Genomic DNA, 13,081 nt, shown 5'->3' on the forward strand with positions numbered 1-13,081 from the left:
GAATCAATTTGCACCGATTCCCTATTTACAGTACGTGCTTTAAATTGTATGAATAAAGCATCTGGCTGCCGTTAATCCGTCAGTTGTTGCTTCGACTGAAATTTCTCCAGCGCACCCATTGCTGCGGATGACCGCCAGTACCTTGCCTTTGAATAATTGTCTATGATTAGCCGTGAATGACTCTTCAGTTACTGGATTACCAGAACCCAGAGCTATTAAGTCACCAGTCCCTGATACATTAAAATAGATATCATTTTCTGCATAACTTACTAAATCACCGTTCCCGTCTACTACTTCCGCAGTAATATAAGCTAAATCCCCATACTCAGCTTTAATATTCTCCCGATCCACAGTAAGCCTTACAGCTACAGGAGCGCCGGTAGTCTTCAGGGTTTCTCTCCCCGACTCAACTCCATCTATATAAGCAATAGCCTCGATTATACCTCCGCTGTAGATAACGTCAAAGCTTGTTTTCAGCTTCACCGCAGCACCCGCAGGTTTTCTCCCTTGGGAGATGCCATTAATCACTAACTCTACTTCATCAGCATCGGAGTATACATTCACACTAGTCGGCTTGCCTTCGTATTCCGGATAACTCCAGTGATTCTCAACGGATTCCCAGCCCCAGGGAAGGTGATTAATTTGCTTTCCATACAGTTCAGGCGGCAAAACGCCAATGTATGGTTTATTTCGGTTCCCCCACATAATATCCCGGAAATAGGACTGGGGACGCTTGAATCCGCATACATCCATGTCACCGACATTAGCGTAAAACCACGGATAACTAGCCCCAAGAAAACCAGCTTCCTTATCGATTTCCACTCTGCCTATACCAACCTCGCCGAGATAGTCTATGGCTGTCCACACAAAATCTCCGGCTACGTTCGGATTATTCATTGTGGAAATCCAATTATCATATTGTGTGTGAGGATAAGATTCTGTACCCACAATTATTCTATTAGGAAAACGAATAGCATCGTATTCATACCTTGAATTAAGGTAGTTGTAACCAACGACATCTGCGTCTTCCAGAAATTCCTCCGTTCTATCGCCCCAACTGTCATTGTCAGGATCGACACCGTTTCCCGCAAGATTCGCCCCTAAATTCCCCATAGCCATATTAATGGCAACATCTTCCATAAGTCCGCAAACTGCTAAACTTACAGGTCTGGTGGAATCTAGTTCTCTGGCATATTGAATAAGCTTCTTTGCCCAATCGTAGCCCTCTGACTGACCATCCCGTTCCATGATCTCATTTCCGACACACCACATGATAACAGACGGATGATTATAATCCCTTAAGATCATAGAGCCCAAATCCTCCTGCCAATCCTTCTCAAACCACAGGTGGTAGTCATTAGCACTCATACCTACTCGCCACACATCGAAAGCCTCGTCAATGACCAATAATCCAAGCCTGTCACAGGCATCCAGAAATGCGGGTGAAAAAGGATTATGGGCCAGCCGCACTGCATTAAATCCTGAAGCCTTCAGCAATTCAGCTTTGCGTTCCTCTGCCCTGTCATAACTGGCCGCACCCAGGGGGCCATGGTCATGATGGACGCTCCCTCCCTTAAGCTTCATACTTACTCCATTTAAGCTGAAGCCATTCTTCGGATCAAAGGATATGCTGCGGATACCCATGTTACTTTGCATAGTATCAACAACTTCCCCGCCTACAGACACTTCACAAATCATCTTATACAGATTGGGGACATCGGTGCTCCATAGCTTCGGATGATCTACTGGAATCAGGGTATCCGCTGTTTTCTCTTCACTTTGAGCCAGTGTAACCTTTGCGGTACCTTCTGCTACTTGGTCAGAACCATAGTATAATTTGAAGACAGCTGTTGCCTCTACATCACGGTCTTCCGCATTCGTAATCTTCACGCTGGCATCCACTATCGCGAGTTCAGCACTAACCTCTGGAGTAGACACCTGTAAGTCCCAAGGCTTCACATGAACCTTCTCTCCCGTATGCAGCCATACATGTCTATACATCCCGGTCCCTTGATACCATCTGGCACTTGGCTTGGCACTGTCATTTACGATAATGATTATTGTATTCTCACCAGGCTGGAGCTTCGTTGTTAGATCAACTATGAATCCCGTATAGGCATAATGGTGGGTAGCTATCAAATCCTTGTTTAAAATCACTTCCGCTATGCCACACACGCCTTCGAATTCCAGGAGAATGTGCTTACCGACTAATTCATCAGTGAAGCTGATAGTCTTCTTGTAGTAGACAACACCTCCGGAAACAAAACCTTCTCCACTTCCTGAAGGGTTGTTGGCATTTCTAGGCTTTGCTATGCATGCATCATGCGGTAAATTCACCAGTTGCCAAGGCACTAGAGCAGCCATCTCCAATGGCATAAAACCATACTCATGATACTCCCAGCCGCTATCAAAAAGTTGTTTGTTCATTAGGCTCTCCTTTGATTACCAAATATCAATAGCTGTTACACTGTGGGGTTCAACAGCAAGCTCCAGGATCCATTCCCCGCTTGGAAGGAACTTCAGTTCAACAGGGGTACTAATCATGTCAGCAGCCTGGAACAATTCCTGCAGCTGATGCTGTGTAGGATATACCGGACTGCCTTGCTCCAGCCATTTTGCTTTTGGATTGGCATGGAACTCATCGATAACCCGAATTGTTGCTTGTTTTCCTGTTAAATCACCTTTAAATGTAATGTAAACCTCCATAAATGGCTTCATCCCGATACTGAGAAGGAAATCAATGAGGGAATGCTTCTGTATTCCCCAATTCATCTTACCTTTATTTATCTAATGGGTTAATGGATAGGATTAGCCAGTAATCTTGAATAGGATGAAACAATAGACTAGACTAGATTTAGGTCGAAATGTGACACAGGAGGTTACCGTGCTTACAGAAAAGATGGATCACATACTTCAGGTATTAACAAATTTAGAGGAGTTCTACAAAGAAAACTCCGACGGTAAGCTATCCTTACAGGAATATTCAACTTACACCAAATTTCTATCCAGTAATTATATTAAGAAAAATAAATTAATCCGCGTATATTGGCCCCAATATTCTGAACCAACCCCTAAATACATTACCGGTTTAACGGAACTGGATGAAAATATGCTTATTTTGGCAGACCTCAACATGGCCATAACCAAACATATCAATTTCTCTCTTGATCTCATGCACTCCAATAACTACTTTCAGTGCATCTATATTCATAAAGGCAGCGGGATTCTTACACTGTCAAATAAGACATTTCAGTTGTCAGAGGGAGACCTGTTTGTTATGCCCCCCGATACAATGCATTCCATAAAAATGTTAGATGGAAGTATTTGTATTTATGTGATGATAAGACGTAAATATATTGATTCTGTTTTTTTTGAATTATTCCACCATAATCCTCCCCTGATTAGTTTCTTTAACAAAGTACTTTTCGAAGAAACCAAGCAGGAATCGAACTATATCCTGTTTCATACTGGCGATAACGATGATGTAAGAGAAACCATGCTACGCTTATTTAGTGAATACTTATGGGGAGATGAATTCCGAAACCAGATTATGGAATGCTACTTGAAGTTATTGTTTAGCTTCTTGTTTCGCCACAAGCAGTCTGACATTGAAACCCCAACTTCATTTTCAAATATTGAACTGCATTTCAATGAAATTATGAATTATATAAGAAAAGACTTCAGATCAGCAACTCTATCGTCAGTAGCCGAATACATGCATCTAAGCAAACAGTACATCTGCAGGATTATACAACAGGTATCCGGCACTAGCTTTTCCAAGCTGTTAATGGATGTAAAATTAAAAAAAGCGGTCCAGTATTTAATGGAATCCAATCTGAAACTCGAAGATATTGCGGATTACACAGGTTTCTCCGATGTCTCCCATTTTAGCCGCACATTTAAGACTCATTATGGTCTTTCACCATCGAAGTACCGAACGCAGAGCAAGGTCCAGCTGTAAATAGCAAATAAAAAAACAACCCCGGGATGGAGGTTGTTTTTTGGGTTCATCAGTAATCTGCTAGATTGCCCGGGCGACTTCATGGGCTTCACTTACAGCATTTTTATTTAACTGCGACATCTAATTCTGATACAATTTTTTTATACTCGCGTCCATCCTCCTTACCTTGAATCGGGTTCCACACTTGGGCAAAGAACGGTTCCCGCTTCGCACGCTCTTTGTAATTCCAGCTCTCCTGTTCGCACTGCGGGCAGAAATGTCCGCCCTCTAGGACCAGCTTGGGACTGGCGCTGAAGGTATGTCCAAACGCACATTTGAAATCAAGCTGCCCCGTCCAATCTCCCGTTGTCATGTCCGTAGAGAGACATTCACCACCGCGGAATTCCGCTGCCCCCCTCATATCTTCAATATTTAATTGCGAAGCCGGCTGATCCTCATCGTAACCATGGTCAAGCTTGATGGCTTGGTCCCACTGGGAGAAGCCCTTCATTTCAGACAGCTTGGCAGGGATAGCCTCCCAGTTCTGTTTGCTGCCCCAAAAAGCGTCAATTTCCTCAATGGCATTGTCTTCAATAAAACGCAGAGTTCCGCGCTTCTTCAAAGCCTGCTTTTTCATCGTCCGCTTAATCATTGCCCCCATGAATTTTTGCCCTCCGGGCAGCTTTGTGATGACCTTCGCAACGGGTACAAGTGCGCCAAGATTATCGAGGTAGCATTGATAGAAATACTCCATGGAGTCACGGCGGAAGTGCAAATAATTCTCCAGCTTATCGGAGTCCAGATAGTATTGTCCGTGAAAGTTCCTCGTTGCATACCATTTAGGGTCGATCACATGATCGAGATTCGTTATACCAAGCTTGCCATAGAGCACCCGGTACATGTCCAGTGTACTGACCCGGCAATTTTCACCCCCGCCAATGTTGTAAATATGCTGCCAGAAGCCTTGAGCCAATTCTCCGTCAATATCCTGAATGCACAGATTCCGCATTAAGCGTCCTGAATCCCGGTCAGACACGTATTCCAGTACATTGTCCAGACAATTATGGAACATAATCGGATCTTGAATCTTGCTCATCTTCGGACCCATAATCCCTGTCTGCCGGAGACTCACCCAATAGCTTAGTCCTGATTCAATGACCATACGCTCGGCAGCAATCTTCGATACCGCATAGTAATCATAGACACTTGGCTTAAGCGGGTCTCCCACACGCCCCCAATGAATTGGCGGCATACGGTCACCTGTTTGTGCAACTGTACCTATACTTACCAAGCGGGTGATCCCGGCACGGCCGCTTTGCTTAATGGCATCGATGATGTTTCTCGTTGAACCATAATTTATCCGCATAGCCCGTTCGGGGAATTCGTCAGCCGCTGGAGATACAAAAGCAGCAATGTGGAGTACAATATCTGCTTCCTTTACACATTCGTAGACCAGGTCCCTATCGAGTAAATCACCGTAGACAACCTTAACACCTTGTATTCCCTCATATGCTTTCAGGTTCTGACGGCTGTTAGGATGATCTAAATCGAAGAGTATTAACTCGCATTTTCCCAAATCGTTTATCAGCAGCTTCAGCGTTTCATTCCCCATGTTACCCGCTGCACCTGTGATCATGACCCGTTTTTTCTCCATCCTCATTCACCTTCATCATCATTGTATTGACAATTCATTCGTCTACCTTCAGAATACAGACACAGTGTCTATTTAACAACCATCAGTCTATCGTCAATTTGCTGTAATCTGGACACTTGCGTGGATTGTGTCTATTGTCATAAATAAATTTTTCATGGAGGCGATACCGCAATGAATCAACGGGAACGATTAACCAAGTTGCTCTTGAAGCAAAGTCTGATTCGCCTGCTACAAGACAAAGAGATAAGTCAGATCAGTGTGAAGGAATTATGCACTTCTGCGGGCATCAATCGGTCCACCTTCTATTTGCATTATGCTAATGCATACGAGTTGCTTGATAATGTAGAGCAAGAGATTATTGACAACACTAATGAGTACCTGATCAAAATAGAAGCCAGTGAAAGTGCAGTCACATATATTTTAGCTTTTCTAGATTACATCAAAAGAAATGAAGAACTCTTCACCGTTATGCTGTTCAAAACAAATGATGATGTGTTCTTCCCAAAGCGTTTGCTTAATGAAATACTTATGAGCATTGACAATCACCTTCAGCTTAAGATTCCTGAAGATATGAAGCCCTTTACTTACGCTTATTTAGTGAATGGAAGCTTAGCCATCATTAAGGAATGGATACGGACAAAATTCACAGTATCAAGCCATGAGCTGGCTCAGCTCATTTGCGCTTTGAATGATCATGCTTTAATGGCCTTTAAGGCTTCTGATAAGAAGTGATGATTGGGAAGCTTCCAACACAGCTCTTGCAGCCGCGCCTTAGCCGTTATATTTAACGCGGCATCCTTCTGTATACGCCGTGCTTCCATCCTTGGCCGCTGAAAACAGGCTGTCAGGATTCAGTTCCCCTTTCAAGTCCAGATAAACTGTATACACCTCTTCCTCGATACGATATAACGGGATGAATTTTACCGGATGGCCAAGTAGGTCAACCACCTCAAATTCCAGCAGCTCACTTGGAAGTCTGGTGAATTTACTATTCATAGTAACCGCTGAAAGGTCCTGCAAATGCGCAGCTTGACCCATCTGAGCGAGCAAGATGCTGCCATACATCACTGCCGCACGATTCTCAGAGCCTTTTAGCGGAACTAAATGCAGGGAGGCATTGATGTCAATTTCAATCGTATCCTGATCATAGAATACACGCTCAATAATGAAGTAGTTATTCTCCTTCTTAGGGGAGCAGGGAACCGAGTTGATTTTAACAGCTTTGACTGCATGCTCCTTGAATATCATCCGAAATTCAACAGGTTCGGCAACTTGAATGGTAATTGTAGAGGTTGACCCATCAGGGAAAGCAGTTTGCTGAGTAATTGCAGCATTCTTTTCCTTCCAGATTACACTTGAAGAGATAAAAGCATTCAGCAGCAAGGCATCCCCGTTTTTAAACCATATATTCCTTTGGAGCTCACTCATAGCTTCAATTCCAGATGCCGTACAGCACCAGAAGGAATCGTACGGCGTGCTGAAATTTTTGACGGCGGAGCTCCCCATAGGCTGATGATACTGGGATAACCCGGTTTGGCTGCTCGAGCTGTTTAGGATCGCGTTATATTTCAGCGATTCCAGATGATCCAGATATTCTATGGAAGCAGACCACTTCAACAACTGTTCCAGGATCCTTTCGGTATTGTGTGCACAACAGCTCTCGCTTTCGCCGCCGGTCAATGCATCTTCCAGCTTGTTATATTCCCCCCAATGTTCTGACTTCTCCGATACTTTATCTTTGATAAAAGCCGTTGCTTTCGAGCTGTTATTGCCATTCGCAAATGTTCTTCCCTTCAAAAAATCATAGAAATTCAAAGACGCCGACTTGTACTTCTCCTCCCCCATAAGGTTATAACGGTGCATCGCAGCAAGAACCATGGGTAAGTGAGTGTTGGCATGCAGGTTATCAAGTACATCCTCACCGGCTGCCAGGGGCTCCAGGAAATAATCCCGGTCGAACAGCTTGGCCAGCTCAAGGAGCCGGGGATCTCCTGTGATCTCATGCAGGGTGTACAAGGCGTCGCCAATCCCCCCGAATTCGTTCACCGGATTCAGCTTCGTACAACGGAGTATCCCGTCAATTTTCCAGAAGGATAACTTCTCGAATCGTCTGCGTATATAATGCGCCAGGTTCAGGGCCAGGGTCATGGCTTTGGAGCTGCCGAGACAGATGTGACAGTCCACCAGTCCCTGTATGATTTTGTGCAGAGTATAATAGGGCGCCCATACATTCCTGTTCTCTTCGAACTCCAGAATATCTAGTGTATCTTCTTCGAAGGCACTCAAATACCCGTTTGGCTTCGCACATAGCTCCATAATATCAATAATCTCAAGTGCTTTTGCCTTCAAAATCTCATCCCGGTCCCCAAATCCGAATTTGGCACAAGCCGACAGAAAATGCCCGGCTAAATGTCCCCGGAGGCCAACCTCCACGGCTTCCCATCCGCCCAGGGGCTCTGCAGAAGATACCATTCCCGCATTGATTCTAAATGTGTGCATAAGCCGGTTCGTATCAAACTCAGTAATATACTTTTTAACGAGCGCTCTGCGGCACGCAAAATCCCCGTCAGTCAGCCTTACTTCATCCAGACCAAAGTTAGCATACAAGCTCGGACACCTCAGTTTCTATAAAATAATAGTGCAGCGGAGAACTCTGCATCTATATTTTATAATGCCGGACATCTATAATTGAATTCATCACCTTTGGTTAACCTATACTATTTTCAGATTTTGTATCTGTTTATGTAAGGAGGATAAGGCATGCACAACAACGTGATATTACACTTCGATAAAGTATTGAACGTACAAGATTTGGGTTCCCATAGGACTGAAAGCTTATATACGCATCCTGACAGGAGGCTGGAGTGGGAAGTTTTCCTCTATTTGGCCGATGGGCAAATGGAGGTCTGGGAGGAAGAAACGGAGTATCTCATCCGCAAGGGAGAATTTCTGTTCCTGAAAAGCGGTCTGCATCACTGGGGAGAACCCCGCACACCTGCGGGCACTTCATGGTACTGGATTCATTTCTTCTGTAATTCCGAGGGAGAAGCGGAGCAGAACGGTAATCCATTAAAAGGAAAACCATTATTAGAAGAATTCCGTAAGTGCATTACACTTCCCAAGCACGGAAGGATCTCACACCCCGAGAAGCTGGAGAAGCAGCTGAAAGCCGCCGTTCAACTGTACAATACAACAGATCCGCTCCGCACCATCACGCTATGCCTGCAAACGATGGAGCTGTTCATCACTCTCTTCAGGCAGTCTCTTCACCAGTCCCCGCTGAGCAAGTCGGACCGGACGGTAAGCAGAATTATCGGATTTCTTGAACAAAAGGACAGCTACACCCTCAATTCACAGGAGCTTTCCGCTTCTCTGGAGATGAATTACAGTTACTTGTGTGAAGTCTTCAAACATAAAACAGGGAGCACCATCCAAATGTACAATGCCCAATTCTTCATGGACAAAGCAGCAGGAATGATGCGCAACACAAATCTGAATGTCTCCGAGATCAGCGAGCGGCTCGGCTTCAACTCCCCCTTTTACTTTAGCCGGGTATTCCGCAAAGTGAAGGGCTGCTCCCCCTCAGAGTATATGAGCAGGATTTATTGAGAAATTGTATGGAGAGCTTGTTGTGTCTATTACACGCGGCTTTTCGAACGAACCCTGGAAATTGAACTCCGCGTCCTCCTTAGAGATACAGCCGGGAAGCCCCGGCTGTATCTCTGTCTTATTCACCTGTATCAGCGAATTGCTTGGTTGAACATATGCACTGTCCTCTTAGAATTCTTAAATACGTGGTACATAATTATGTACTTATATATTAGATACCATGAGTCTCAAAAGCAAATATCAATTCCTGCTTCCTTCGAATCGGACCCTGCATTTTATAAAATACTTGCAAACTGCAATCAAGTTATTTATAACTAAGTTATGAGGTAAAAACATCTTCAACCCAATAACAAAAGAAGATAGCACAATAACGTTGAAAATCATTAGAATTAGCGCAGCTCAGTAAACTTTAGCCGATAAGCAGCTTATCCTCCGGATACCGATATTTTTGCTTCACATTTTTTTGTGCCAGTGCTAAAGCTAAAGTCAAGGGCCCTAATCTCCCGATGTACATTGTAATTATGATGATGCCTTTTCCCAGTGGCGAAAGTTCTGGCGTTACTCCCATAGACATTCCTACGGTTCCAAATGCGGAGGTTGCTTCAAAGAGAAGCGCCAGGAAATCTTTAGGATGAGCATATTCAGTAATGGATAGAAGAAAGGTGGCTGTTAGAACTACGCCCAGGGATATGGTCATTACTGCCAGTGCCCTGAATATAATATCCTGGGAGATGCGTTTTCTAAGCAGTTGCACATCTTTTTTCCCCTTAATCGTTGCGACGATACTTAACATAAGTACAGCAAATGTGGTTGTTTTTATACCTCCTCCAGTCGATCCGGACGAAGCCCCTACAAACATCAGGAAAATCATAAAAAATTGTGTGGCCGGGAGCATTGCTCCAATATCGATGGAATTAAAGCCGGCTGTCCGGGTAACAACACCCTGAAAATATGCCGCCCAAGTTCTTTCACTCCAAGAGAGAGTATTGAATGTTTTTGTGTTAAAAAGTTCAATCGCAAAAATCACCAAAAACCCTGCCATACAAAGGAGTCCAGAAGTAATTAAAACTATTTTTGTATGAAAGGAAAGATCTCTCCATCTTCTTTTCCGGTACAGATCCAGAATCACCGTGAACCCAATCCCGCCGATGATAAACAAAAAAGAGATAACAATATTAACTAACGGGTCACCCACATAGCGGCTCAGACTGTCTGGCCATAATCCAAATCCGGCGTTATTGAAGGCAGACACTGAATGGAATATTCCATAATAAATGGACCTTGTTGTTCCTAGTTCATTTGCCCATCGAAGGGCCAACACTATAGCTCCAGTTGTCTCCACGATAAATGAAATGAGAAAGATACTGAGTGATAACCGCACGACTCCTTGTGTTGTTACAGAATTAGATGATTGCTGGATAAGCAGACGTTCTTTTAATCCAATCTTTTTCCCCATGATCACGGCGATCAAAACACTGAATGTCATAAATCCCAAACCGCCAATTTGAATCAGAAGTAGGATAATGACCTGTCCAAAATGAGAAAAATCGGTACCGGTATCAAGTACAACGAGTCCCGTTACACATACGGCTGAAGTTGAAGTAAACAGTGCTGCCAGCCACCCTATACTAAGTCCGCTGGACGAAGATATCGGCAAGACCAGCAGCACTGTACCAAGAAATATAGGGACTGCAAAACCGAGTAAAATGATTCTGGATGAGGTCAGTCTGAGATTTGTGATGAAGGATGAGATTTTGTTAAAGAACATATCATTGGCTCCCATTATAATTCAAGTTAGCTGCCAGCTGCCGCCCGCTGAAAACTATGCTGTTCCCTAAGATAATCCAGTAATATACGGTTGAAGAGCTGGGGTTGACACAGATGAGTCGGATACATCGCATCCTCAAGGATCGCCAGACGGGCAGACGGATACTTGCTGGCTGTTCTTTTCACCTGCTCCAGCGCCCATTCATTCTGATTCCCGGATACAACAAGAACAGGAATCTGCAGCCGTAATGCGAACCCGTAGCTGTCCGTTTGTCTAAGTGCCAGCCGCTGCTTAATTAATTCCGTTGTCCGTTCATGCACAAGCTCTTTCCTGAGAATATGATAAGCCGAGAGCCACTTATTGTAGGTGATGCGCAAGGAACGGACGAACATTTCGGCAGGAAGATAATGGGCCGCCCATGCGCAGACCTCAAAGATTCCTTTCATTTTACTGCCTCTCGCAGTGTAATCCTCCTGAAAATAACTGTCCACCAATACCATATTTATTATCCGTTCAGGGTACAGGTAGGCGAATTTCTGGGCGAGCACAGCACCACTGGAACAAGCTACGATAACAGCCTTCTCTACAGATAAAGCGTCCAATAACAGCTTCAAATCTTCACATTGTGTGTCTACGATCCGGCTGATCTCCACATCCATTTTACCCGATTGCCCGTTCCCTCTCAAATCGAATACGATCACTTTGGCACGCTTGCTGAAATAATCCGCTTGCGGCTCAAACAGATGATGAGAGGTCGAATAATCATGAATAAAAACAATGGGCAGACCGCTGCCCGACATCTCATAATACAGCGACGTTCCATTCACTTCAATATGCGGCATATACAGTGCATCCTCTCATGAACGCTTGCGGGGTTAGCTGCCGGATTCGGGCCTGAAAGTAGCCCTACTCGTTTTTCCCGAGATTCACCCCATGTAACCTGGTTCCCCCGCTTCCTATAAGGAATTCAGCGATTAACTATTATTTTACAGACGTTTCCTTGCTTTCTTCCCCCAGCACCTTCAGGTCATCCTGAACGCTTCCCTTCCATAAGGGCACTCCGGAACGGTAGGCAGCCCGGCCATTTAAGTGACCTGCTACCGGTGAAGTGATGAATACAAATACAATCGCCAGCAGAAGCTTGACATTAACCGTTCCGTCTTTGAACCAAAAGTACAGGAAACCTCCTGTCAGCAAACACAATACCCCGAAGGTTGCACTTTTGGTAGCCGCATGTGAACGCAGATAGACATCGGGCAGCCGGACTAAGCCGAAGGCACTTAAGCCGCAGAAGACTGCACCCATTACCACAAGAATAGAGCTAATCAGTTCACCTGTCATTGGGGTTCCCTCCATCCTCTATAACGGCTCCCCGTTCAATATATCTGGCCAGTGCCGTAGTACCAATAAACGTCAGAATTCCGATAACCAGAATGACTTCTATAAAATCCTGGGTATCCAGCAGCATACTGAAGACGGTGATCATAGCGAGTACATGAATGCCGATCGTATCGAGTGCGGCAACCCTGTCGGAGCGGGTTGGCCCTTTCAGGAGACGGAACAGGCAGGCCAGCATCGCCAGAGCCAGAATGATCATGGCCACGGTTAGCATAACTGGGATCATTAACGGGTCACCTCCCTGATCGCTCGTTCGAAGGTGCCTCTAATCTGCGTGACCAGCAGCTGTGCATCTTTAATATCAATAGCATGAATGTACAGCGTCTTGCCATCCTTCGACACATCAAGAGTCAGGGTTCCCGGTGTCAGACAAATCAGGCACGAGAGCAGTGTGACCTCCCAGGGCGTGGCCAAGGCAGTCTCATAAGCAAAGATACCGGGACGTATAGCCAGTTTTGGACGGATGATATGGCCAATGACCACGAAATTCGAGACCGTAAGTTCACGGGCAAAGATCAGCAGAAGCTTCAGTACAGCCCATATACGTATGAGATAGAAGGTCCGGGGCTGGGACCTGGATTTCCTAAATAACAGTAAAAGTCCGATGCCCAGCAGATAACCTACTAAGAAGCTTGAGCCAGAGCCATTGTTATTTATCGCCATCCACAGAAAGGCAATCAACAGATTAAACAGGAATTGTAAGGCCATATTC

At 44.8% G+C, this 13,081-nt stretch carries 12 protein-coding genes and 1 riboswitch; of the genes, 3 read left to right on the forward strand and 9 right to left on the reverse strand.

All coding sequences use genetic code 11. From position 1 onward, the window contains the following. Positions 1 to 39: 39 nt before the first annotated feature. Positions 40 to 2,427, reverse strand: a complete 2,388-nt coding sequence (locus C173_RS11940; protein WP_036725018.1) for a glycoside hydrolase family 2 TIM barrel-domain containing protein — start codon at positions 2,425 to 2,427, stop codon at positions 40 to 42. A gap of 15 nt (positions 2,428 to 2,442) precedes the next feature. Beyond that, positions 2,443 to 2,718 (reverse strand): GH39 family glycosyl hydrolase, encoded by a 276-nt coding sequence (locus C173_RS11945; RefSeq protein ID WP_235191867.1) that lies wholly within the window; start codon positions 2,716 to 2,718, stop codon positions 2,443 to 2,445. A 166-nt stretch (positions 2,719 to 2,884) separates the two neighbouring features. Between C173_RS11945 and C173_RS11950 the strand changes: the two genes are divergently transcribed. Further along, positions 2,885 to 3,961, forward strand: coding sequence for an AraC family transcriptional regulator (locus tag C173_RS11950; RefSeq protein ID WP_036725020.1), 1,077 nt, complete (start codon positions 2,885 to 2,887; stop codon positions 3,959 to 3,961). Positions 3,962 to 4,064: 103 nt separating this feature from the next. Here the strand turns inward: C173_RS11950 and C173_RS11955 are convergent, their stop codons facing one another. Then, the gene (locus C173_RS11955; protein ID WP_036725021.1) at positions 4,065 to 5,594 is read right to left on the reverse strand and encodes an NAD-dependent epimerase/dehydratase family protein; all 1,530 of its coding nucleotides are present in this window, start codon (positions 5,592 to 5,594) and stop codon (positions 4,065 to 4,067) included. 171 nt (positions 5,595 to 5,765) lie between these two features. On the opposite strand from C173_RS11955, the gene C173_RS11960 reads away from it, so the two are divergent. After that, positions 5,766 to 6,326, forward strand: a complete 561-nt coding sequence (locus C173_RS11960) for a TetR/AcrR family transcriptional regulator (protein ID WP_036725022.1) — start codon at positions 5,766 to 5,768, stop codon at positions 6,324 to 6,326. 39 nt (positions 6,327 to 6,365) lie between these two features. Here C173_RS11960 and C173_RS11965 read toward each other — a convergent pair whose 3' ends face one another. Then, positions 6,366 to 8,201, reverse strand: a complete 1,836-nt coding sequence (locus tag C173_RS11965; RefSeq protein WP_036725023.1) for a beta-L-arabinofuranosidase domain-containing protein — start codon at positions 8,199 to 8,201, stop codon at positions 6,366 to 6,368. A gap of 153 nt (positions 8,202 to 8,354) precedes the next feature. Between C173_RS11965 and C173_RS11970 the strand changes: the two genes are divergently transcribed. Then, on the forward strand, positions 8,355 to 9,203 hold the full coding sequence (locus tag C173_RS11970) for an AraC family transcriptional regulator (protein WP_081751131.1): 849 nt from the start codon (positions 8,355 to 8,357) through the stop codon (positions 9,201 to 9,203). 409 nt (positions 9,204 to 9,612) lie between these two features. On the opposite strand, the gene C173_RS11975 is transcribed toward C173_RS11970, so the two are convergent. The 5 genes from C173_RS11975 to C173_RS11995 form a co-directional block, all read right to left on the reverse strand. Next, the gene (locus tag C173_RS11975) at positions 9,613 to 10,986 is read right to left on the reverse strand and encodes a TrkH family potassium uptake protein (protein WP_235191868.1); all 1,374 of its coding nucleotides are present in this window, start codon (positions 10,984 to 10,986) and stop codon (positions 9,613 to 9,615) included. 11 nt (positions 10,987 to 10,997) lie between these two features. Continuing rightward, complete coding sequence (locus tag C173_RS32845; RefSeq protein ID WP_051477990.1) at positions 10,998 to 11,813, reverse strand: alpha/beta fold hydrolase; 816 nt, start codon at positions 11,811 to 11,813, stop codon at positions 10,998 to 11,000. A gap of 7 nt (positions 11,814 to 11,820) precedes the next feature. Continuing rightward, a riboswitch (cyclic di-AMP (ydaO/yuaA leader) is annotated at positions 11,821 to 11,954 on the reverse strand. Next, on the reverse strand, positions 11,953 to 12,312 hold the full coding sequence (mnhG, locus tag C173_RS11985; RefSeq protein ID WP_081751132.1) for a monovalent cation/H(+) antiporter subunit G: 360 nt from the start codon (positions 12,310 to 12,312) through the stop codon (positions 11,953 to 11,955). It overlaps the preceding riboswitch by 2 nt. Further along, complete coding sequence (locus C173_RS11990; protein WP_036725027.1) at positions 12,302 to 12,595, reverse strand: Na(+)/H(+) antiporter subunit F1; 294 nt, start codon at positions 12,593 to 12,595, stop codon at positions 12,302 to 12,304. The genes mnhG and C173_RS11990 overlap by 11 nt, the downstream gene beginning before the upstream one ends. Continuing rightward, the gene (locus C173_RS11995; protein WP_036725030.1) at positions 12,595 to 13,077 is read right to left on the reverse strand and encodes a Na+/H+ antiporter subunit E; all 483 of its coding nucleotides are present in this window, start codon (positions 13,075 to 13,077) and stop codon (positions 12,595 to 12,597) included. Before C173_RS11995 ends, C173_RS11990 begins: the two co-directional genes overlap by 1 nt. Positions 13,078 to 13,081: the final 4 nt, after the last annotated feature.

This window comes from Paenibacillus sp. FSL R7-277, assembly GCF_000517965.1.
Classification (GTDB): Bacteria; Bacillota; Bacilli; order Paenibacillales; family Paenibacillaceae; genus Paenibacillus_AQ; species Paenibacillus_AQ silagei.